At 46.4% G+C, this 22,938-nt stretch carries 20 protein-coding genes and 1 tRNA gene; 14 read left to right on the top strand and 7 right to left on the bottom strand.

The window, feature by feature from the left end; translation table 11 throughout:
• The first annotated feature begins 4 nt into the window (after positions 1 to 4).
• Complete coding sequence (locus AR688_RS08760) at positions 5 to 2,296, top strand: ATP-binding protein (protein WP_068232168.1); 2,292 nt, start codon at positions 5 to 7, stop codon at positions 2,294 to 2,296.
• A gap of 4 nt (positions 2,297 to 2,300) precedes the next feature.
• On the opposite strand, the gene arcA is transcribed toward AR688_RS08760, so the two are convergent.
• Both arcA and AR688_RS08750 read right to left on the bottom strand, forming a co-directional pair.
• A complete protein-coding gene (gene arcA / locus AR688_RS08755) occupies positions 2,301 to 3,008 on the bottom strand; it encodes a two-component system response regulator ArcA (RefSeq protein ID WP_068232166.1) in 708 nt (235 codons plus the stop codon).
• Between the two features lie 180 nt (positions 3,009 to 3,188).
• Positions 3,189 to 4,826 carry an ATP-binding protein gene (locus AR688_RS08750; protein ID WP_082694726.1) on the bottom strand — a complete coding sequence of 546 codons (1,638 nt, stop codon included), beginning with the start codon at positions 4,824 to 4,826 and terminating at the stop codon, positions 3,189 to 3,191.
• Between the two features lie 144 nt (positions 4,827 to 4,970).
• Between AR688_RS08750 and AR688_RS08745 the strand changes: the two genes are divergently transcribed.
• Entirely contained in the window at positions 4,971 to 5,369 is a 399-nt protein-coding gene (locus AR688_RS08745) for a DUF3293 domain-containing protein (RefSeq protein WP_068232163.1), read from the top strand.
• 11 nt (positions 5,370 to 5,380) lie between these two features.
• Here AR688_RS08745 and AR688_RS08740 read toward each other — a convergent pair whose 3' ends face one another.
• Genes AR688_RS08740 through trmB form a run of 3 tightly spaced genes read right to left on the bottom strand, consistent with a single transcriptional unit; the run spans position 5,381 to position 7,448 of the window.
• Positions 5,381 to 5,692, bottom strand: coding sequence for a hypothetical protein (locus AR688_RS08740; RefSeq protein WP_068232159.1), 312 nt, complete (start codon positions 5,690 to 5,692; stop codon positions 5,381 to 5,383).
• A 10-nt stretch (positions 5,693 to 5,702) separates the two neighbouring features.
• Positions 5,703 to 6,722 carry a methyltransferase gene (locus AR688_RS08735; RefSeq protein ID WP_068232156.1) on the bottom strand — a complete coding sequence of 340 codons (1,020 nt, stop codon included), beginning with the start codon at positions 6,720 to 6,722 and terminating at the stop codon, positions 5,703 to 5,705.
• The gene (trmB, locus tag AR688_RS08730) at positions 6,723 to 7,448 is read right to left on the bottom strand and encodes a tRNA (guanosine(46)-N7)-methyltransferase TrmB (protein WP_068232153.1); all 726 of its coding nucleotides are present in this window, start codon (positions 7,446 to 7,448) and stop codon (positions 6,723 to 6,725) included.
• A gap of 129 nt (positions 7,449 to 7,577) precedes the next feature.
• On the opposite strand from trmB, the gene mutY reads away from it, so the two are divergent.
• The 6 genes from mutY (at position 7,578) to rlmM (ending at position 12,015) form a co-directional block, all read left to right on the top strand.
• Positions 7,578 to 8,663 (top strand): A/G-specific adenine glycosylase, encoded by a 1,086-nt coding sequence (mutY, locus tag AR688_RS08725; RefSeq protein ID WP_068232150.1) that lies wholly within the window; start codon positions 7,578 to 7,580, stop codon positions 8,661 to 8,663.
• Positions 8,660 to 8,932 carry an oxidative damage protection protein gene (locus AR688_RS08720; protein ID WP_068232148.1) on the top strand — a complete coding sequence of 91 codons (273 nt, stop codon included), beginning with the start codon at positions 8,660 to 8,662 and terminating at the stop codon, positions 8,930 to 8,932. The genes mutY and AR688_RS08720 overlap by 4 nt, the downstream gene beginning before the upstream one ends.
• A 95-nt stretch (positions 8,933 to 9,027) precedes the next feature.
• Positions 9,028 to 9,963 (top strand): transcriptional regulator GcvA, encoded by a 936-nt coding sequence (locus AR688_RS08715; RefSeq protein WP_068232145.1) that lies wholly within the window; start codon positions 9,028 to 9,030, stop codon positions 9,961 to 9,963.
• Position 9,964: 1 nt separating this feature from the next.
• Positions 9,965 to 10,582: an alpha/beta family hydrolase gene (locus AR688_RS08710; RefSeq protein WP_231732049.1), complete on the top strand. Its 618-nt coding sequence runs from the start codon at positions 9,965 to 9,967 to the stop codon at positions 10,580 to 10,582.
• Positions 10,557 to 10,931 (top strand): DUF423 domain-containing protein, encoded by a 375-nt coding sequence (locus AR688_RS08705; protein ID WP_068232141.1) that lies wholly within the window; start codon positions 10,557 to 10,559, stop codon positions 10,929 to 10,931. The genes AR688_RS08710 and AR688_RS08705 overlap by 26 nt, the downstream gene beginning before the upstream one ends.
• Before the next feature lies 1 nt (position 10,932).
• Complete coding sequence (gene rlmM, locus AR688_RS08700) at positions 10,933 to 12,015, top strand: 23S rRNA (cytidine(2498)-2'-O)-methyltransferase RlmM (RefSeq protein WP_068232138.1); 1,083 nt, start codon at positions 10,933 to 10,935, stop codon at positions 12,013 to 12,015.
• Positions 12,016 to 12,041: 26 nt separating this feature from the next.
• On the opposite strand, the gene AR688_RS08695 is transcribed toward rlmM, so the two are convergent.
• On the bottom strand, positions 12,042 to 13,229 hold the full coding sequence (locus AR688_RS08695) for an endonuclease/exonuclease/phosphatase family protein (RefSeq protein ID WP_068232136.1): 1,188 nt from the start codon (positions 13,227 to 13,229) through the stop codon (positions 12,042 to 12,044).
• 313 nt (positions 13,230 to 13,542) lie between these two features.
• Here AR688_RS08695 and AR688_RS08690 point away from each other — a divergent pair, with 313 nt between their 5' ends.
• The 5 genes from AR688_RS08690 (at position 13,543) to AR688_RS08670 (ending at position 19,841) form a co-directional block, all read left to right on the top strand.
• Positions 13,543 to 16,686 carry a TonB-dependent receptor gene (locus AR688_RS08690; protein ID WP_068232132.1) on the top strand — a complete coding sequence of 1,048 codons (3,144 nt, stop codon included), beginning with the start codon at positions 13,543 to 13,545 and terminating at the stop codon, positions 16,684 to 16,686.
• A gap of 117 nt (positions 16,687 to 16,803) precedes the next feature.
• Positions 16,804 to 17,436 carry a uridine kinase gene (gene udk / locus AR688_RS08685; protein ID WP_068232131.1) on the top strand — a complete coding sequence of 211 codons (633 nt, stop codon included), beginning with the start codon at positions 16,804 to 16,806 and terminating at the stop codon, positions 17,434 to 17,436.
• 20 nt (positions 17,437 to 17,456) lie between these two features.
• Positions 17,457 to 18,665, top strand: coding sequence for a NupC/NupG family nucleoside CNT transporter (locus AR688_RS08680; protein ID WP_068232128.1), 1,209 nt, complete (start codon positions 17,457 to 17,459; stop codon positions 18,663 to 18,665).
• 16 nt (positions 18,666 to 18,681) lie between these two features.
• The gene (locus tag AR688_RS08675; protein WP_068232125.1) at positions 18,682 to 19,632 is read left to right on the top strand and encodes an isopenicillin N synthase family dioxygenase; all 951 of its coding nucleotides are present in this window, start codon (positions 18,682 to 18,684) and stop codon (positions 19,630 to 19,632) included.
• A 123-nt stretch (positions 19,633 to 19,755) separates the two neighbouring features.
• Positions 19,756 to 19,841, top strand: a tRNA-Leu gene (locus AR688_RS08670).
• 31 nt (positions 19,842 to 19,872) lie between these two features.
• Here the strand turns inward: AR688_RS08670 and AR688_RS08665 are convergent.
• Positions 19,873 to 21,339, bottom strand: coding sequence for a RimK family protein (locus tag AR688_RS08665; protein WP_068232121.1), 1,467 nt, complete (start codon positions 21,337 to 21,339; stop codon positions 19,873 to 19,875).
• Positions 21,340 to 21,503: 164 nt separating this feature from the next.
• On the opposite strand from AR688_RS08665, the gene AR688_RS08660 reads away from it, so the two are divergent.
• On the top strand, positions 21,504 to 22,634 hold the full coding sequence (locus AR688_RS08660; RefSeq protein WP_068234045.1) for a peptidase C39 family protein: 1,131 nt from the start codon (positions 21,504 to 21,506) through the stop codon (positions 22,632 to 22,634).
• Positions 22,635 to 22,938 lie beyond the last annotated feature (304 nt).

Genomic DNA, 22,938 nt, shown 5'->3' with positions numbered 1-22,938 from the left:
CCTGATGCAAGGTCCGGTTCATCCACACGTCAGGATCTTTGCTGCCTGGATCCGTAAATGGGGTAAGTTTCAGCTGGCCTTGTTTTGCCAGCTGTTACTGCTTGTCTTTGCTGCGTTATTCAGCATTGGCCTCGAGCTGGTATTGCATAATCAAATAGATTTTACCCTGCTAAATGGCGCACTGTTATTTACCTTAGCGCTGGGGCCGGTGTTTATCAGCTTTGTTTTTTATCTGGTACTGCATTTGGATGCGGCTTTGTCGTATCTGATTGATTCTGCTCATCAGGAGCGTTTACTCAATGAAGGTATGCAAGACAATATCCGCCAACTGAATTTTGAGATTGAAGAGCGTAAAAAAGCCTTTCAGGCCAAGCGCCGGGCAATAGATGAACTGCGAAAAGAAATTGCCGAGCGCAAAAAGGCGCAGATTGAACTGGAAGAGCAAAGCTTGCTGATCCGCTCTATCGTTGATAGCTCGCCCGATTTATTTTACTACCGCGACGAAACCGGCCGTTTTGCCAGCTGTAATAAAATGTTTGAAGCCATCATGGGTAAGTCTGCCCGTGAGCTGATAGGGCATTACCCGGCAGAAATTTACACTGATGACAGCGCTCAGGCCGCTATTCTTACCGAGCATGAAACCAATATACTGCAGCCTTCTGAGCTGACATTAGATGTAGAATTTGTCAAAGACGACGGCCAGGTGCTGTGGTTTGAAATGCGTAAAGTGCCATTTTATGACCGCTATGGCCGTTATATCGGTTTGCTGGGTTTTGGCCGGGACATTACTTCGCGCAAACTGGCCGAGCAGGCGCTGGAAAAAGCTTATCTGGATAAGGGTAAGTTTATTGCTACGTTAAGCCATGAGCTCAGAACGCCACTAAACGGTATTGTGGGTTTAAGCCGGCGTTTACTGGAGAGCAAACTCAGCAAGCAGCAACATGGTTGGGCCAATACCATTTTCAGCAGCGCTGAAACACTGGGTAATATTTTTAACGATATTATCGATCTGGACAAAATTGACCGGCAGGATCTCGACATTGTTTACCATAGCGTATCGTTACGTCAGTTTATTAACGACATCGCCAATTTTGCCGAGTTGCTGTGCCAGCAAAAAGGTCTGCAATTTAAGTTAAGCTGTGAAGGCGAGCTGGATGTATATTTACGGCTCGATCCAACCCGGCTGCGCCAGGTGCTGTGGAATTTGCTTAATAATGCGGTGAAATTTACCGCTTCTGGCTCTGTCAGCCTTCACTGCAAGCTTGATGCAGTGGATAACCAGCTGTATTTTACTATCGAAGATACCGGTATTGGCATCGCTGCCCAGGAGCAGGATCGCATCTTTGATATGTACTACAAATCTAATGATGGCCGGCGCTTAAGTATTATCGGCTCTGGTATAGGCTTATCTGTGTCGCGGGCGCTGGTTGAAGCCATGCAGGGCAATATCAGTGTTAGCAGTGAAGTGGGTAAGGGCAGTAGCTTTGCGGTGTTATTGCCAACAGAATTACTGCAGCAGGAACAGCAGCAGGCAATAAGCTGCCCTGAGCTGACCATACTGCTAATAGAAGATGTACCACTTAATGCCGAAATTGCCATAGGGCTGCTGGAGCAACGTGGCCATAGTGTTATTCATGCTGAAACCGGTGAAGATGCCATCGCCTTACTTGAAACCGAAGATGATATTGATCTGGTGTTGCTGGATATGCAGTTACCGGATATGGGCGGCGAGCAAATAGCCCGCTATATCCGCGATGAAGAACATTTATCAGCATTGCCGATAGTGGTGTTAAGTGCCAATGTGCGTAAAGCCGAACAGCAACTGGACGGTGTGCACGTGGACGGCGCCCTGGCCAAGCCTATCAACACCACTAAGCTGGATTTAATGCTGGCGCGGTTATTTTCGCCCAGCGCCGTGCGGTTGCAACAGGTAAAACCGGCCAGTGTGAGTAATGAACAGCAGATTCTGGATGTCGCCACCCTGAATGATTATATTCAATCGTTGGGTAAAGACGCCATGAAGCGCAGTGCCCAGCTGTTTGCCCAGCTGTTACCCGGCTACATGAATAAACTGATGGAAACCGCAGTGCAACGGCAAGAGAAGGATTTTCAGGAAGCTGCACATAAGTTAAAAGGCGCCGCCGCATCTGTTGGTTTGTTATGGGTGCAACAGCAAGCTAAACGGATGGAGCAGGAACAAATTAACTGGCAGGGGCTAGAGCGGCAACTAGTAGACTTTCACTTAAAAACAGAGCAGCACCTGGCTGCTCTGTCTGAGTATATTGAAAACGCTTAACGGCTTACTTTTCCAGCTTGCCAACGAAGCGGTAGCCTTCACCATGGATGGTGCTGATTAACTCTGGGCTTTCAATATCAGATTCAAAATGCTTACGAATACGGCGGATTGTTACATCTACAGTACGGTCGTTCGGACGTAAATCACGGCCAGTCATATGGCGGATTAACTGCTCGCGGGTGAAGATTTTACCCGGAGTATCCAGCATTAAACGTAAGGCACGGTATTCACCTTTAGGTAAACGGCGGGCAACGCCTTTTGGTGAAGTCAGGTTGCGGCTGTTTTCGTCCAGCGTCCAGCCATTAAATTTAACGATGCTTTTATGCTCTTCAACCACAGGCTGAGCCACAGTGCGGCTTAACAGGTTACGGGCACGGATAGTCAGCTCACGCGGGTTAAACGGTTTGGTCAGGTAATCGTCTGCACCAATTTCCAGGCCCAGAATACGGTCAACTTCGCTGTCACGGCCAGTCAGGAAAATTAAACCAATATTTTCGCGCTGACGCAGCTCGCGGGCCAGGATCAGGCCATTTTTACCTGGCAGGTTAATATCCATGACGACCAGATTTACCTGATTTTCAGTAAGCTTCTGGTTCATCTCCTCGCCGTTTACCGCCTCGATAACATCATAGCCCTCTCCCTGAAACAGGCTAACCAGATTTAAACGGGTTACTTCTTCGTCTTCAACTATGAGAATCACAGGTGTTTGCATTGGAGTTAAACCTTATGTGAATTTTGTGAAATTTATAATGCTTAAGCGTTTTATAGATGACGTCGATTTGTCAAATAATACGCAATTATAACCATCTGTCCAATTGTTAACAAGTTCTTTTGTTAACAATTAGTCGCAGCTAATGTTCCATTCGACCAAAGTAGCATCGGTTATTGCAGTTTATTTCGCCACTGAGCGGGTGTTTTTTACGATAACAGGGAAGTCTATTTGGATTTGAATACCGGTACCCAGGGTGCTTTCCAGCTGAATTTTGCCGTTAAGGGCCTGAGTAACCAGGTTATAAACCAAATGCAGGCCAAGGCCACTGCCACCTTCACCACGTTTAGTGGTGACAAAGGGATCGAAAATGCGTTTTTTAATCGATTCCGGTACACCGGCACCATTGTCGCTATATTCCAAAAAGCAGCGGTTATCTTTAATTTTAACGCTAATATGCATTTCGCCTTGCTCTATGTGCTCGAAAGCATGGATCAGGCTGTTCATGATCAGATTGATCAAAATTTGATTAATCGGGCCGGGTTTGCTGTCCAGTTCCAGTTCTGCCGGGCAATCTACTATCACCTGATGCTGTGTTTTTTTCAGGTTTGGCCGCAGTGACAGCAATACTTCATTAATAAGTTGCAGCATATTGAACTGGCGGCGGTTCTCGTTGGACTGATCGACTGCAACCCGTTTAAAGCTGGAAATCAGGCTGGCAGCACGCTCCATATTGCGGTAAATAATGCCCAGGTTCTCTTTGCTTTCTGATAAAAATTTTGCCAGTTGCGATGACGTGAGCTTTTTTTCTTCAAAAGCTTTTTGGATATCGGTCAGCTTGTCCTGCATCAGGGTTGATGCTGTTACACCCAGGCCAATAGGCGTGTTTACTTCATGGGCAACGCCTGCCACCATCTGGCCGAGACTGGCCATTTTTTCGGTTTCAACAATCTGGTTTTGATACTGGTGCAGTGTTGCCAGTGTATTTAGCAGTTCCTGATTTGACGTTTTTAATGCCTCAGTGCGCTGGCCTATTTTTTGCTCCAAGCTAAGGGTTAGCTGGCGGTTTTCCTGCTCGGCCTGTTGTAACTTACTAATTTGCTGTTCAATTCTGTCCAGCATGGTGTTAAAGGCGCGGCTGAGCATATTGTATTCTTTGATAGGGGCTACAGGCGCACGGATTTGATAGTTTTTCTCTTTGGCTACCTTTTGCACCACGCTAAGTAAGGTTTCTATCGGGGCGGTAAAACGGCGCTGCAAACGCGAACTGATAAAAAAGGCACTGATTAGCGCAACCAGGGCTATTAGAATATCAAGCAGGATCCGCGTTTGAATGTAAGAGCTGAGTTCTTCCTGGCTGGCCCGAACATAAACATAGCCCAGCAGGTTTCCGTCGTAACTAATCGGTTTGGTTAACTCTATATAATTACTGCTGATAACCGGTTTAACGAATTGTTGTATGCGGTCAAATTGCACCGGGTAAGGGCCGATATCGCGCCGGTTGTAGCTGGCAAAAAAACTCAGCGCATCGCTGTCAGGCTGCTTTTTATAAATATGCACATTGTGCAAAATATTAACCGCGGCAAATGAGCTTAAGCGGTTTTCCTCTATGTCAGCGTTGTCCTGTAAAATGCTGCTGCTGGCGTTAAATGCAATAATGCTGATATAACCTTCGAGCTGCGATACCAGCTTTTTACGCTGTAATTTAACATCCTGTGTGGCAGAGACAATCATGGCCAGACACAGCGTAAGACTGCAAATCAGCATAATTACCCAAATCAATGCATTTTTAATTGAAGTGGTTTTATCTATTGCAATCATTCAGTTATCTCGACCAATTTATCGTTCGCTTGCAGAGCAATGTCTGCATTGATGTTATGCACATTAACGGAATTTAGCAAACCGCGCTGGTAAATTTAGTAAAGCAGTTTATAGTAGAAGCACTTGTTACTTTTAGGTCTGGTTATGAGCCTGTGGGAAAGTTATAAAACGAGTATTTTTCTGTGTCATCAGGCACTGAAGTGTGATGTTGATTTCGCTATTATCAGCGCTCAAAACCCCGCCGGGAATACTGAACATCCTTATCTTAATTTACGCCGCGACAAAGAGTTACAAGCTTATTTAAATTTGCAGCGGTTACCCTCTCGCTCTGTTATCGGCAGTGCACCTGACTTAAGTTTTCAGGAAAAAAGCTGGATAGTGTTATGTGACAAAAGCATTGCACTGCAGTTGGCGCAAAAATTTCAGCAAAATGCGATTTACTGGGTACAGCAGGGCGAATTATTTCTGGTGCCGGTGTTAATGCCACAGCATGAAGAAAGCCTGGGTGCTTTTAGTGAGCGTTTAGTGCTGCTACCGGATTAGCTTCTGTCTGCTTAGTTAACGCTGCGCTGCAATATATCCAGCACTGCTTGCAGTTTTTCGCCGTGTATTACTTCCATCTGGCGCCGGCTCATATTCTGTTGCACTTTTTCAGCTTCATCTGCGGGCGTTTGTAACAGATGCGCGAAATCAGTAGCGCAGATACAGATAACGGCTGGTGTGCTCATCTGCGGCAACTGCGCAACACGGTACAATAGGTTAGGGCAGGCTTTTACCCGGTCCGGGTTCTGGATGCATGGCAAACTGTCTGCTGCTATCACCGGTGTTAACCAGAACAGTATTAACGCAGCAGCCAGTTTGGGCATGGTAATTCCTTTAACTTTGATTAGTGGCCCGGTATACCGCAAAGCCGTTGGCTTTGGCTTTTAGCGTAACCTTTTTAAATGCCTGTTGCAGCAATTCCATATACGCCAGATGGCTGTTAGCCACTATTGTCAGGCTGCCATTGGCGCTAAGCCTGGCTGAGCTCTGGCGAATAAAGGTGTCCACAATACTGTAGTCGGTTTTAATACCCGTGTGAAATGGCGGGTTACTGACAATGCAATCAAACTGCTTGGGGATTTCCGGCAAACCGTCGGCGGCTATTACTGTGCCGCTGAGCTTATTTGCTGCCAGTGTCAGCTCGGTAGCCTTTACTGCTAAACTGCTGATGTCGGAGCTAAACAACTCAATTGCCGGATGTTTGCGCTTTAACATCGCACCAATTACCCCACAACCACAGGCAAAATCCAGCACTTTGCCCTGGCTTACATCTGGCAGGTTATCCAGTAACAATGCAGTGCCGATATCCAGCTTACCGTGGTTAAATACGCCGGGTAGCGAATGCAGTGTAAGGGTTTCACCCGCTGCGTTAATGGTAAAGCTACTGGCTGATACATTGGCTAAGCGGCTGAAATCACCAAATAATGAAAACCACAAACAGTGTTTGGCATTGTCCAGCTTATTGGCACCGAGCCCCAGCTTTTGGGCATGACTGGCCAGGCTTTTAATGCCACCTTTATTGTCACCGTACACAAAAATTTCGGTATTAGTGCTGATAACGTTTTTCAGCTGGCCCAGCGTAAAGGCAAGCTGTTCTTTACTTTTAGGGTAAAATAGCACCACAGTGTCAAAAGTGCCGGTAAATTGCGGGCTGACATCGGTATACAGCGTTACATAGTCATGATTCCAGCAGGTTGCCGCTGCAGCATCAGTGCTGTAGCAGCTTAGTTCCAGCTCTGGCGACAGGTGGCGCAACTCAGTTGCCAGGCTGTCAGCCATTGGCTCTACCACTAATACCTTGCCATTAAGATCATTGATGTTACGTAAGACCAGTTGACTGGCTGTTGCTAGCATTTAGCTTTCCTTTTTAAACATCAGATCCCAAACACCATGGCCTAACCGCTGGCCACGTTGTTCGAATTTGGTCAGCGGCCGGTGCTCTGGCCGCTCAACATAAGTATTGTCGGCAGATAAATTAGTAAAACCTTCTGCTGCCAGCATAACTTCGAGCATGTGCTGCGCATAGTTTTCCCAGTCGGTAGCCATATGAAACACGCCGCCTGGTTTTAACTTACGCCGTAGCAGTTGCACAAAATCATTTTGCACTATACGGCGCTTATGGTGGCGCTTTTTATGCCAGGGATCAGGGAAAAACAGCTGCACCGTATCCAGGCTGTTATCAGCAATGCTGTGTTCCAGCACTTCTACCGCATCGTGTTCAAATACTTTCAGGTTGTTAACCTGTTGCGCCACGGCCTCAGATAGACAGGCGCCAACGCCGGGGCGGTGCACTTCAATGCCGATAAAATCTTTTTCCGGTGCCTCTTTTGCCATCTGCACCAGCGATTTACCCATACCAAAGCCTATTTCCAGCACTTTGGCATTATCGCGGCCAAATACCTCTGTCAATTGCAGCGGCTGGCTCTGATAGGTTAAACCGTAGTCGGTCCAGTAGGTGTCCAGCGCATGTTGCTGGCCTTTGGTCAGCCGGCCTTCACGCAAAACAAAGGAGCGGATTCTGCGCATATAGGTGGTGTTTTCAGCCTGTTCGTCTTGCTGCTGGCCGGTACTGTCTGTCATCTGTTGCTCCGCATAATCGTTAACGGCGCGTATTATCCTTATATTAGCGGCTTTGCTCAACCGCGATTATGGTTGGCAAGGTAAACAGAGCTGCTTATACTGCGCGCAATCTTCAAAGCAGGGGCTGTTATGTTAGCGCAACAGGATGCAGTTTGGTTTTCAAATCAGCTGGTTAGCTGGTATCAGCTGCACGGGCGCAAAACACTGCCGTGGCAGCTTAATAAAAGCCCGTATAAAACCTGGCTTAGCGAAGTTATGTTGCAGCAAACCCAGGTTGCCACAGTAATTCCTTATTTTCAGCGTTTTACCGCGCGCTTTGCCGATATTAATGCTCTGGCGCAGGCGCCACTTGATGAGGTGCTGCATTTATGGACCGGACTGGGCTATTACGCCAGAGCGCGTAATCTGCATAAAACAGCGCAGATAGTTGCAACGCAGCATGGTGGTGACTTTCCGACAGAATTTGACCAGGTGCTGGCGCTGCCGGGCGTGGGCCGCTCAACAGCAGGGGCGGTGTTATCTTTAGCGTTGGGGCAGCACTATCCTATTTTGGATGGTAACTGTAAGCGTGTGCTGGCCCGCTTTGCCGCTATATCCGGCTGGCCCGGTGATAAAAAGGTAGAGCAGCAGTTATGGCAGCTGGCAGAACAGCTAACCCCGAAAGACACGGTAGCGGCGTTTAATCAGGCAATGATGGATCTTGGCGCTACTTTATGCAGCCGCAGTAAGCCGCGCTGTGTTGAATGCCCGCTTAAATTAAAGTGCAAAGCTGCACTGGCTGGTGAGCAGGCATTGTACCCTGGTAAAAAAGCCAAAAAAGCCCTGCCGGAAAAACAGAGCTTCTGGTTGTTGTTACAGCACGGCGATAAAGTGCTGTTGTCGCAGCGCCCGGCATCCGGCCTTTGGGGCGGCTTGTTTGGTTTTATTGAGTTTGCCTCTGCAGCAGAGCGTGAGCAATACATTGCATTAAATGCGCTCGACGTTGAAAGCAGCGAAGAGCTGGCAGGCTTTCGCCATACTTTCAGCCATTTTCATTTATGGATCCAGCCAAAGCGGGTAAAACTAAAACATGCCCCTGCTGCGGTGCAGGAGCAATCTGCACCGACTTGGTTTACAATAAATGCCATTCCGCAGGTTGGCTTGTCGGCACCGGCAAAACAACTGTTTCAGCAGTTATTAGCTGCAAATCCGGACAAAAAGGACAAACCACTATGAGCCGTACAGTATTTTGTGAGTATTTAAACAAAGAAGCACCCGGGCTGGATTTTCAGCTGTATCCCGGCGAGCTGGGTAAAAAGATTTTTAACAGCATCAGCAAAGAAGCTTTTGCGCTGTGGCAAGCCAAACAGATTATGCTGATTAATGAAAAAAAACTGAATATGATGAACCCGGAACATCGGCAGTTTTTAGAAGCGCAAATGGAAGCTTTTCTGTTTAAAGGCGAAGAGGTTGAAATTGAGGGCTACAAGCCGGTAGAAAAGTAAACTTAGCTTAGCTTGTTGCTGGCGTCGTGGCGACGACGGCGTTATAATTCGGATTAGAAATTTTAATCATCAGATTTAATAATCTAAGAGATATCATGGCGCGTCGTCTGCCCCCGCTTAATGCATTAAAAGCCTTTGAAACTGCTGCCAGGCACTTAAGTTTTACCAAGGCGGCAGAAGAAATGTACGTTACCCAGGCCGCTATCAGCCATCAGATTAAAGCGCTGGAAGATCATCTTGGCCTTAAGCTGTTTATGCGAAAAAACCGCTCTTTGCTGCTGACAGAAGAAGGCCAAAGCTATTTTCTGGATATTAAAGAAATATTTTTGCAGCTGCATGAATCTACCGAAAAACTGCTGGCGCGCGGTGCCAAAGGCTCTTTAACTGTAAGCCTGCAGCCGAGTTTTGCTATTCAGTGGTTGGTGCCAAGGTTAAACCAGTTTAGTGAACAGCACCCGGATATAGATGTACGCATTAAAGCCGTAGATTTAGACGAAGGTTCGCTGACAGACGATGTTGACGTGGCGATTTATTATGGTCGTGGCACCTGGCGCAATTTGCATGCAGATAAACTGCATACTGAATATTTACTGCCGGTGTGCTCACCACTGTTATTAAACAGCACTAAGCCATTGTCAGAGCCCACTGATTTGCAATATCACAATTTACTGCATGACGGCTCGCGCCGTGCCTGGAAAGCCTGGTTTACTACGCAGGGTTTTAAGCATTTTAATGTTAATCAGGGGCCTATTTTCAGCCACTCTTCGATGGTGTTGCAGGCAGCCATTCATGGCCAGGGGGTGGCACTGGCGCACAACGTGCTGGCGCGGCCAGATATAAACTCAGGCCGCTTAATAGTGCCGTTTAATCATGTGCTTATTTCTAAAGATGCTTATTATTTAGTTTGCCGGGAAAGCCAGACTGAGCTGGGTAAAATTACTGCGTTTCGCCAGTGGATGGTATCGATGGTAGAAGCTGAGCAAGCCGCTTTTGCAGAACAACAGTTTACCAATGCGGTTGCCCTTGACTGACGTGTTAATTAATAAAGCCGTAACGGCCAAAGCCCGCTTGCTGTTAGCTCATGGCGCAGGCGCTGGTGCCAGCAGCGACTTTATGCAGCAGCTGTCACAGCAACTGGCGGCATTTAATATAGAAGTTTGGCGCTTTAACTTTGCTTATATGCAGCGCTTTATTGACACTGGCAAACGCAGCTTACCGGATAAAATGCCGTTATTAATGCAGCAATTTAGCCAGCATGCTGATAATTGTCCGACGGATTTACCATTATTTATAGGCGGTAAATCGATGGGAGGGCGTGTGGCCAGTTTGCTGAGCGGGCATGACAAGGTGCAAGGTATCTTTGCTTTTGGTTATCCGTTTCACCCGCCGAAAAAGCAAAGCTGGCGTACTGAGCATTTTGCACAGCTGGCTTGTCCGTTATTTATTGCCCAGGGCGAGCGGGATGCTTTTGGCACCAAAGCCGAACTGGCCGCCATGCAATGGCCCAAAGTAACAATACACTGGCTGGCAGATGGCGATCATGATTTTAAACCCAGAGTAAAAAGCGGCCTGATACAGCGACAACTGATTAGTGACGCCGCGCAATTTTGCAGCAGGAACATTGATGAAATACTTTTGGCAAAGCAGTAACAGCATAGCAGCCCTGTATGGCGCTGCTGTAGTGGGCTTAAGTGCAGTACTAATGCATATGTGGCAGGGGCAATTAAGTACTGAAGCAGTAGCGCGGGTAATCAGTGCTCTGGCCATGCTGGCGTTTCATAGCCTGGCGCTACTGGCGCTGGGCCGGCAGCACAGCGAGGCTAAACTTACGAGGTTAGTGGCTGTTATCTGGCATTTGGGGCTGTGGTGTTTTGTCTGGACTTTACTGGCTGGCGTTTTTGCCTGGCCGCTTTATTATTCACAGTTGGCGCCCATCGGTGGCCAGCTCTTTATAGCTGCCTGGCTGTTGCTTGCCATCAGTGCCTGGCGGCGGAGTTAACATGAAACAACTATTACTGTACTGTCGCGCCGGTTTTGAAAAAGAATGCGCGGCTGAAATTCAAGACAAGGCCGGCCAGTACGATGTGTTCGGTTTTTGTAAGCTCAGTGCCAACAGCGCCTTTGTGATATTTGAAGCTTATGACGCCGACAGCCTGGCGCAGTTTTACCGCGACTTTCCGTTTGAGCAGTTTATTTTTATCCGTCAATGGAGCCTGTTACAGGCGGAACTGCTGGAGCTGCCGCCGGCCGATCGTATCGCGCCGGTAATTGAGGCAGTATTGGCCGCTGAGCTAAGTGGTTGCGGCGAGTTAAGAGTAGAGTATCCGGAAACTAACGATGGTAAAACCCTGTCGACGTTGGCACGCAAACTGACTGTGCCGCTGCGTCAGGCATTGCGCCAATCCGGGGTTATGCTGGCGAAAGAGCAAAAGCGCGCACCTGTATTGCACCTGTTTTTATTAACTGGCCAGCAAGGCTATGTTGGCTTGTCGTACCCTGAAAACAACAGCCCGCTGGAAAATGGCATTATGCGGCTGAAGTTCCCCAACGAGGCGCCAAGCCGCAGTACTTTAAAACTGGAAGAAGCTTTCATCCAATTTATTCCTAAACAGGAGTGGGATAAACGCTTGTCTGGCGGTTTAAATGCAGTAGATCTTGGTGCCAGCCCCGGCGGCTGGACCTATCAGTTGGTGAAACGCAGTATGATGGTAACCGCTATCGATAATGGCCCTATGGCAGAATCGCTGATGGAGACCGGTCAGGTTAAGCATTTAATGGTTGATGGTTTTAAGTTTGAACCGCAGAAAAAAAATGTGTACTGGGTTGTCTGCGACATGATTGAGCAGCCGCAGCGTGTGGCTGAACGGATGGGAGATTGGTTAATTAATGGCTGGTGTCAGGAAGCCATGTTTAATTTAAAACTGCCGATGAAAAAGCGCTATGAAACCGTAACGGATATATTAGCCCAGCTTGAGCAGCGACTTGCAGATGCAGATATTAAATTCCGGTTGCAGGTTAAGCACTTGTACCATGACCGTGAAGAAGTAACAGTACATGTGCAAAACCTGGTATTAAAATTCTGATAGCCAACTGACAAACTCAGTGCTGCCTATTCAGCACTGAGTTCAAGTTTAACCCACACCAGGCGGTGATCCGAGCTGGCTCCGCGTGAACCAACTAGTGGGTAAAGTGGATCGGCCTTTACCGGCCAGAATATTCCGCTGTCTTTAATCACAAAACCTGCTTTTGACGGTAGCACGTAATCAGCCCGCATCCGCCACTCCGCTGTATGATAGGCCGCTTTGGCGTTATCAGATGTATGCTCAGCGCCGCCGTTGCTTGCTGGTGGCATGCTGCTGTTAACCCGCGGGTGGTTATATAATGTATTAATACCACTATTTAAGGCATTGCCTTCATTATCAGCTGATGCATTTTGATCGCCCAGCAGCACAAAGCTGGCGTTTTCTGCTAATCCGCCTTTGTGGCCGTTGTCATCGTAAATATAAGCTGCTTTTTCTGGCGTTAAATAATCAGCCCATAAACGTATTTCATCATGGTTACGAATACCGTTGCGGTTTTCGTCGCCGTCAAATACCGGTGGCGTCGGGTGGCTGGCTAATATATGCACTGTTTTGCCATTAATATTAAGCGGGATATCCCAGTGGCTTTTAGATGAAAGCGGAAACTCGGCCCAGGCCTCTTTACTATACCAGGGGCTGCCATCGGCTTTTTGGGTTGGCATAAAGCCAGGCATATCTTTCCATTTAAACTGCTGAAAAGTGCGGACCTTGGCGGTATCTATCGGGTATTTAGACAGCAGCACCATGCCGTACTGGCCAGGGTAAAAACCAAAACCCCAGGCATCGGCACCGATACCGGTTGCTTTGCCATCGTTGTCCAGATCATAAGGGCTGGGTTGGCCGGTATTTACTGTGTTGTAGTAGAAGTAGGGGTAGTTAATGGCCTCAGCAGTGCCTTGAGGTTTGTTCAGGTAGTTTTTGACAAAAGCTTTTATACCTTTATTACTATCGGCGATGTAGTCAAATTCATTCAGCAATAGCACATCAGGGCGCACCAACTGGATAATATTAGCAATATTACGAATTTGCGGCTGGTTATCGGTTTGCAGTAATTCTGCCAGCACAGCAGGGCTGCCGGTTTGGCCTCTGGGTAAATAATTCTGGGCTTCCATGCTGACATTAAAAGTAGCAAAGGTAACTTCGGTGGCGTGCATATTTAAAGACGCTCCAAGGCTGATTAAGGTGCTAAAGCAGACAGAAGATAAAGTTTTTTTCATCGGCAACAGATTGGTAATTCAGACAGGCGAATAGCATAAAGTGCCAGAGTAATAAAAACCAGTAAATGGATGAAAACACTGAGTAAGTCGGTTTTTTAGCCAATTTCTGCCAGCATAGTGCGCAACTCAGACCAGCTATGTTACACTTATATGGCAACCGCCTATGACAATGAGAGGAGCGAAAAGTTCCCATAAATCGGATTGGCGTAAGAAAAGTGTAATATGGTTTAGTTACCATTGTCTCCCAAATTGAAAGCAGCATCTGTATTCAAATGGATTTAGATAAATACCTACAACTACCAGGTGAGAAAATATGAAAATTAAAAGTATAGCTCTTGCGGTAACGCTCGCTCTTGGCGTTAGCAATATCGCTTTTGCGCAGGAAACCTCGTCAGCATTGCGCGGTGTCGTTACAACAGAGGCAGGCTCGACAGTTCCAAACGCAACAGTAACATTGACTGATAAAAGAAATGGTACCAGCCGTACCTTAACTACCAATGATACTGGTACTTTTTCTGCACGTGGTTTGCAGGTAGGCGGCCCTTACCTTGTTATTGTGAGAGGTCCAGAGGGACGCACAGAAACTATCGACAATGTTTTCCTTAATTTGGGTGAGACACAAAACCTGAACGTTGTAGTTCAGGAGTCAGACGTAGAGCGTATAGCAGTAACTGGTGCCGCCCTTACCAATTCTGCATATGGTAGCAAGAGTCCGGTGGCTAATTTCAGCCTGACAGATTTACAAACACTCCCAGCTATTAATCGTGATTTGTCTGATGTAGTTGCCGCTGATCCCCGTATTTATATAGACGCTGGCTACGCCCGTGGTATTCAGTGTAACGGTGCGAGTCCGCGTTTTAACAGCCTGACAGTTGATGGCGTGCGGATGAATGACAACTTTGGTTTGAACGACAATGGTTACCCAACAGAGCGTATGCCATTTTCTTACGATGCAATTCAGCAGGTAGCTGTTGAGTTTGCGCCGTTTGATGTGAAATATGGCCGTTTTACTGCTTGTAACATTAACGCTGTAACTAAGTCTGGTTCGAATGAATTAGAAGGTTCTTTCTTTTATGACTACACCAATGATTCGCTACAAGGCGATAAACTTGAAGGTACTCAGCTGACACTTGATAGTTTTAGCGAAAAACGTTACGGTCTGAATGCTGGCGGAGCTATAGTAAAAGATAAGCTGTTCTGGTTTGCGGCTTATGAAAAATATGAGGGTGCAGATACATTCTCACGTGGTGCCCAAGACAGTAATGCAGGTACTCCGGTAGCTGGTCTGAATCAGGCTGATATTGACCGTATCGCGCAAATTGCACGTGATGTATATGGTTATGAGGTAGGGGGGCCGATTGGTTCGTCTCCGGTTGAAGATGAAAAGCTGTTGGTGAAGTTAGACTGGTACATCAATGATGCACACCGTGCCGCTTTTACGTACAACTACAACGATGGTGGTGCAGTACGGGAGTCTGACAGCGCCTCGTTCAATTATGAATTCTCTGACCACTATTATGACCGTACTTCCGTTTTTGAGTCATATGTGTTTCAACTATTCTCAGACTGGAATGATAATTTCTCTACAGAAGTTCGTGCCGGCTATTCTGAACTGGACAACACTCAGCAAAATATCGGACCAGGCGGCTTAGGCGAAGTGCAAATTACCGTTAACAATGGCGCCCGTGCAACAGTTTTTATGGGTGTTGATGACTCTCGTCAGTCAAATAAGCTAAGTTATGACACTACTTTCCTGAAACTGGCGGGTACTTATACACTTGGTGATCATGTTATATACGCTGGCTACGAATTTGAAGAGTACAACGTGTTTAACATGTTTGTGCAGCACAGTATTGGTGAATATCGTTTTAGTTCCATCGACGCTTTTGAAGACGGAATTGCAAACACTATTTATTACGGTAATGGCGCAGGCACTCACAATCCAGCAGATGCCGCCGCCAATTTTGGTTATGCCACCCATACTTTATATGCTCAAGACGAGTACTATATTTACGATATGGATATGACCATTACTTACGGTTTACGTTATGACTGGTACAGCAGTAGCGATGAGCCGCGTGTAAACGAAAACTTTGTAGATCGCTATGGTTTTGCTAACAACACAACTTTTGACGGTGAAAGTCTATTGCAGCCTCGCGTTGGTATTAACTGGAACCTTACTGATAATATCGAATTACGTGGCGGTGTCGGTTTATACTCTGGTGGTAACCCGAACGTATGGTTAGCCAATGGCTATCAGAACGATGGTGTTACAGCGGTACAAATAACTGACCGCACCGGCGGAAGTTTATTTGATCGTGCACTGAGCGGTGAAGGCCGTCCATTGTTTAACGTTCCGCAAAATATATATGATGCTGTTACCAACGCAAATGGTGACAGTGCAGTGAATGCTGTTGATCCAAACTTTAAGTTGCCTAAGGAATGGAAGTACGCCATCGGTGGTACTTATACTTTCGATGAAGGCACCGTGGTAATGGCTGATATTCTGTATTCAGTTGCGCAAAATCAGTCTATCGTGCGTGATATTGCTATGGAGCAGGTTGATACCATGTTTGATGGTCGTCCAATCTATGCCTCTAAAGAAGGAAGTAGAAGGGAAGACTTTTTGCTGACGAATGCTAGTGAAGATGCGAAGAAGTTTACTTTTAGCACCTCAGTTAGCAAAAACTTTGATTATGGCCTGGATTTGTCACTGGCATATGCCTACACAGATTCAGAAGATGCTAACCCGATGACCAGCTCTGTAGCCTATTCGAACTTCACTAACTTTGCTCGCAGTGATTTCAATGACCCGGAATCAGCAACGTCAAACTATGAGATCCCTCATCGTTTTACGTTCCGCGCTAGTTATAACGTTGATTTTTTCGATGGTTATACCACTACAATCAGTTTGTTAGGTTCACATAACAAAGGCCGTCCTTACAGCTATACTTTTGAAGATGGCCTGGCTGGTGATTACGCAACTGGCCGTCAGTTACTATATGTACCAACTGGTGTTGACGATCCTAATTTTGTTGCTGGCAGTGTAACTGACGAAGATACTGGTGTGGTTACTCCGTTTGATACAGACGCGTTTTTCGCTTTCGTCAATGAAAGTGGTTTAAGCAAGTACTCAGGTCGTATTGCTGAACGTAACGGTTTCGCCAGTGACTGGTGGACTAAGGTTGATTTACGCGTAAGTCAGGAACTGCCGGGCTTTATGGAAGGTCATAAAGCTAAAGCATTCTTTGTTATCGACAATTTAACTAACCTGTTAAATGATGATTGGGGTGTATTATATGAAGCTACATTCCCACAATCAGCGTCAGTTGTTGATGCAACAATTAATGACCAAGGGCAGTATGTATTTAATGAATTTACTAATCGTGCCCCGCAAGGCCGTGTTACTACGCCGTCACTGTGGCGCATGACTTTAGGTATTGAATACAAGTTCTGATAAGTAAAATATAGATAGATAAATAAAGTGCCCGCGTAAAGCGGGCATTTTTTTATTTCTAATTCAGGCGTAATTAGCGATAATCAGCAGCTAATTTCTGCAAAAGTGAACGTGTCAGTGGGAAAAAATACTATTATCGCAATTGCCGGTGCTTCTGCATCAGGTAAAAGCCTTTTTGCTTCAACGGTATACCAGGAACTGGTAGCTGAACTGGGCGGTGAGCGTATCGCTATTTTGTCGGAAGATGCCTACTATCGCGATCAGAGCCATTTGTCGTTTGAACAACGCACTCTAACTAACTACGATCACCCTGCCGCGTTTGAGCATGAACTGCTTGCTGCGCATTTGCGTGCGTTGCGTGCCGGTAAAGCCATACAAATGCCGCAATATAGCTATAAAATACACACTCGCACTGAAGAAACTATAACGGTGCAGCCTGCAAAAGTGATTCTGGTTGAAGGGATTTTGCTGCTGACTGATGAGCAGTTAAGAGAACAGTTTGATATTACCGTATTTATGGATACGCCGCTGGATGTCTGCCTGTTAAGGCGTATAAAACGTGATTTAGAGGACAGAGGCCGCAGTTTAAGTTCGGTAACTGAGCAATACGAAAACTCCGTGCGGCCAGCTTTTTTTGAGTTTATCGCGCCTTCCAAACAGCATGCCGATCTGGTAGTGACCCGCGGCGGTAAAAACCAGATTGCTATCGATATAATAAAAGCAAAAATTCGCCAGTTGCTGGCTGAATAATAATAATCAGGGAATAAAGTATGATGGGATTAGTGGGCATTGTTGCCCTGTTACTGGTAGCGTATGCGGCTTCTGCCAATCGTAACCGTATTAACTGGCGCACGGTGGGAGGCGCTTTTGCTATTCAGTTGGCAATAGGCGCCTTTGTGCTGTACGTGCCTTTTGGCCAGGATGTGCTGTACAGCATTTCAGCTTTTGTCGCCAATGTTATCAGCTATGCTACCTCTGGCATTGAGTTTCTGTTTGGCGATATAGGTCGTAAATCACAAGGTTTTATTTTCGCAGTGCATGTGCTGACGATTATTATCTTTTTCTCATCATTAATTGCAGTGCTGTACCACATTGGTGTTATGACCTGGATTATCCGTATTATTGGTGGTGGTTTGCAAAAGCTGCTTGGTACCAGCCGACCGGAGTCTATGTCGGCGGCGGCTAATATTTTTGTTGGTCAAACCGAAGCGCCGCTAATAGTGCGGCCTTTTATCCCTACTATGACTCGCTCTGAACTTTTTGCTGTAATGGTAGGTGGCTTAGCTTCGGTGGCTGGCTCTGTACTGGCCGGTTATGCCGGTTTGGGCATTGAACTTAAATACCTGATTGCTGCTAGTTTTATGGCCGCACCGGGTGGCTTTTTAATGGCAAAACTCATTTTGCCGGAAACCGAACAACCCAAGAATGAGTTGAACGAGATACAGGCAGATACTCAGCATACCAACTTAATTGATGCTGCTGCTGCCGGCGCCTCCAGCGGTATGCAATTGGCATTAAATGTTGGTGCTATGCTGCTGGCGTTTGTTGGTTTGATTGCATTAGTTAATGGCGCTATTGGCGGTATCGCCAGTTGGTTTGGCGTTGAAGGTTTAACACTACAGGTGATATTTGGTTATGTGTTTCAACCGTTAGCCTTTATTCTTGGCGTATCCTGGGATGAAGCCCGGATGGCCGGCAGTTTTATTGGCCAGAAACTGGTAATTAATGAATTTGTCGCATACCTCGACTTTGTGCAAGTGAAAGATCAGTTAAGCGCTCATACTCAGGTGATAGTAACTATTGCTCTGTGTGGTTTTGCTAACTTTTCTTCAATTGCTATTTTATTAGGTGGTTTGGGTGGTATGGCTCCAAGTCGCCGTGCCGATATTGCTGAGCTGGGTTTAAAAGCCTTGCTTGCAGCAACATTGGCTAACTTAATGAGCGCTACTATTGCAGGGCTCTTTTTTTCCTTAGGCTAAAAAACAGGTCTTTTATATGACACAGCAAGTTCCAACGTTAGATATAAGACGGTTTGCCACCGACAAAGATAACTTTGTTGCCGAAATTGGCAAGGCCTACACTGAGTTTGGATTCTGCGGCATTAGCGGCCATGGTATTCCGGACGAAGTGGTAGCAAATACTTACACAGCAATTAAGCAGTTTTTTACTTTACCCAATGAGGTGAAAGCGAAATACCATAAGCCGGGGCAGGGTGGTGCGCGCGGTTATACTGCGGTTGGCGTCGAAAAAGCTAAAGACTCTAATCACCCGGATTTAAAAGAGTTCTGGCATGTTGGTCGTGAGCTGGATGGTCCTGCACCGCATCCCAGCTTATACCCTAATGTGTGGCCAACTGAGGTTGAGGGTTTTAAGCAAGCCACTTACGCGCTGTATAGCGAGTTGGAAAAGCTTGGTAATACTGTATTGGAAGCGCTGGCTTTGTTTTTAGGCCAACAGCAAAGTTACTTTGCCGATAAAGTAAATTACGGTAACTCTATTTTGCGGCCTATCCATTATCCGCCGATTAAAGATACCAGCACTCAGTCTATCCGCGCCGGCCAGCATGAAGATATTAACCTTATCACTTTGTTGGTGGGTTCGAATGAAGCCGGGTTGGAAATTTTGCGTCGTGATGGCAGCTGGCTGCCGGTTACTACCATTGAAGGCACTATAGTAGTGAATATCGGTGATATGTTGCAACGGCTCACCAATCATGTACTGCCGTCTACCACGCACAGGGTGGTTAACCCGGCAGGTATTGCTGCCGGTCAGCCGCGTTATTCTATTCCGTTTTTTATGCACCCGAACCCGGATTACGTCATAAAAACTTTGGATAGCTGTATCAGCGCTGAAAGACCCAATCGTTACCCAGAGCCAATTAACTCTAACGACTACTTAATGCAGCGTTTAGAAGAGATTGGTTTGCTGAAAAAGGCTAAATACTAAGCATCTTGCTTAGTATTTGCCCGAACGATATAAAACGATACAAAATGTGCATTTTCACAGTTGACTGCTTTTATAAAGTCGCTATACTGCACGCCATGTTAAGCGCTGAGCGCAAAACATAACGCAGATGTGGTGGAATTGGTAGACACGCAAGCTTCAGGTGTTTGTGCCCACAAGGCGTGAGAGTTCGAGTCTCTCCATCTGCACCAAATCAACCGGCCCAGGCCGGTTTTTTTGTTTTTACCGTTTTAGTTCGATGCGGCGGATAAAGTCATCCACCAGCATGTCGTACAGCTTATTGCCGAGAAATAAATCCTCTACACCGTCATCGATATTAGGGTTGTCGTTTACTTCTATAACATAAACTTTGTCACCGTCTTGTTTTACATCCACGCCATATAAACTATCGCCGATAGGTGCGCAGGCGCGGATAGCGGCATCCAGCACATGCGCGGGCACTTCAGCAATAGCACAGGTGCTAAAGCCACCGCTTTCTGTCTTTGCTTTACCATGTTTATAAATTTGCCAGTGGTTACGTGCCATAAAATACTTACAGGCAAAAATAGCCATGCCGTTCAGCACACCAATACGCCAGTCGTATTCTGTAAAGGTATAACGCTGCGCCAGAATAATCGCGCTTTGCTCAAACAGCGCACTAAGTTGTGAGCGCAACTCGGTCAGGGTTTTTACTTTTACCACCCCACGGGAAAAGCTGCCATCGGGGATCTTCAGCACTAAGGGTAAGCCTAAGGTGTCGGCGGCGCGCTCTAAGTTATCCTCATCCTGCTTAAACAGCATAATGCCATCAGGCATCGGTACTTTATGCTGCTCAAATAAGGTTTGCAGATACACTTTGTTGCCACAGCGCAATATCGAGTTAGGGTCGTCAATTACCGCCAGGCCCTCGCGTTCAGCTTTTAATGCCATATGAAAAGTATGATGGTTCACACCGGTCGTTTCACGAATAAACAAACCATCAAATTCTGCCAGCCGGTGAATATCTCGTGAGCTGATTTGTTCGGTATCCATCGCGGCTTTTTTGGCGGCTTTGCTAAACAGCTCCAGTGATTTAGGCGTGCAGGGCGGAAACTTCTCTTTCGGATCGACTAATACGGCCAGGTCATACTTATATTTACGGTTAGTCGGCTCTACCCGCCAGATTTTATGACTATATCGCTCCAATGTATTACCAAATAAGCTTTGCTCTTGCTCGTTCAGTTTATGCACACTGCCGATTTTCAGTGTTTTCACCTGCCAAGTGGCTTTCTTTTGCAACTCGACACGCAGTATAGGTACCGAAAAGGCATCAAACAGGTAGCCAGCCACTTTTTTCAGTGCTTTATGCTCAGTTTCACCAAAGTAAATATTAAAAATAAGCTGCGTGCTTGTTTCATCAACTAAGGCTTTGTTTAGCTGCGTCAGAATAGTGCCCGGAATTTCTTCGGCAATATCGGCTATTTCATGGCGGTTAAATTTGTTAAACGCCCGCACAGAAGGCACCACGTGATGGCCGCGCGCTTCTGCCAGCAATGAACAGTAATAGCCGCTCCCCAGGTATTGCGCTTGGCGGCATAAGTTAATCACCCGGGTACGTTGTTTATTTTTGACCGACCATTTCAAATAGGCCGGTAACGTCATTACACCATCATACTGATGAAAAGGTGCCCAATCCTGAGCTTTGTCGACTACGATAATAAGTTTGGCCATTGCCACTCCTGTAATTTTGCTAAAGCATGTCGTGGTGTGACAACAAAAGACAGCGAAGAAATCTGCACTACAACAGTTAAATTTCTTGTTGGCTTTTCATTTGTTTAGCTGGTGTTATCCTAAACTTAGTTAAAAACCAGATAAAGGCAATAATGAGTGTAGTTATGGCGTTACCCGCAGATACAGCTTTGTTATCCATCAGAAATGCCTGCTTGTCTGATGTGGCTACCTTGGTAGCATTAGAGAATAAGTGTTTTACTGCTGACCGCATCAGCTTGCGCAGCTTTAAACGCTTTATTGCGGAAAAGCGCAGCGACCTGCTGTTGGTGGAGCGGGCTGAGCAGGTAGTAGGGTACTTTTTACTTATTTACCGCAGAGGCACCAGCCTGGCACGTTTGTATTCTCTGGCGGTTGACCCTGCCTGTCGTAAGCAGGGCATAGCAGAGTTTCTGATGTTGCAAGCTGAGCAAACGGCGGCAGCCAGTCGTTGTGTGTTACTGCGTTTAGAGGTGCGTTACGATAACACGGCTGCTATTCGCCTATACCAGAAACTTAATTACCATGAGTTCGCTGTTAAGCATGACTTTTACGAAGATCACTCTGATGCTATCTGTATGCAAAAACAGATTATTCAATTCAATGGCGGATCGCTAAATCGGCAAGTACCTTATATAGTGCAAACCACACCTTTTACCTGTGGGCCGGCTTGCTTATTAATGGTGTTTAATTATTTTCAACCGGGCAAGTTTGACCCTGCGGCGTTGGAAATTGATATCTGGCGCGAGGCCACGACTATTTTTATGACCTCAGGTCATGGTGGTTGTGGCCCGCGAGGCTTAGCGTTAGCTGCATATAGTCGGGGGTTTGCGGTTGAGATTTTCTTAAATAAAGAGGGCCCGTTATTTACTGACACTGTGCGTAGTGAGGTAAAGAAAGCGATTTTGCAGCGCGTGCATGATTCATTCCGGCAAAAAGTAGAACAAAGTGGCATAGTGCTACACCGCTCAGAACCCGGTATCGGTAAGATAAAACAGTTACTGCAGGATGGGGCTTTGTTGCTGGTGCTTATCAGCACCTGGCAGTTTGATAAAAGCAAAGCGCCACATTGGGTGGTGGTATGTGCAGTGGATGAACACTTTGTCTATATTAATGATCCCGATACTGAAGATATCCCCTGGCTGTCGACCGCTGAGCGGCAATATATTCCGGTAGAGCATAGCGTGTTTATCAAAGCTTTTAGTTACGGTAAAAACCGACTTAAGGCTGCGGTAGTAATCAGACCAGGTGAAAAATAGCGTATTTTGTCTGCTTTTATAGCGTTATTGTGCAATAAATCGGCGAACGATCTTAAAAGTACAAGTTTTCTCAAATAACCGCTTGCAGGTATTTCAAAACGCCCTATAATGCGCGCCATGCCACGGGTGCTGCAGTTTGGGTGCTTCAGGTGAGTTAAACCGGTTCGCAAAAATCTTTCAAAAAGACGCTTGACAGATCGGCTTAAATCACTAAAATGGCGCCCTCGCTTCACGGTGGTGTTTAACGCAGTGAAATGAGTAAACAAGTCTGGTGTGACGATGTGTTTTTGAATTAAGAATCATC

Source organism: Rheinheimera sp. EpRS3 (genome assembly GCF_001513785.1).
GTDB lineage: Bacteria > Pseudomonadota > Gammaproteobacteria > Enterobacterales > Alteromonadaceae > Alishewanella.
Note: the sequence above shows the minus strand (reverse complement) of the source record. Positions and strands in the feature narration are given on the sequence as shown.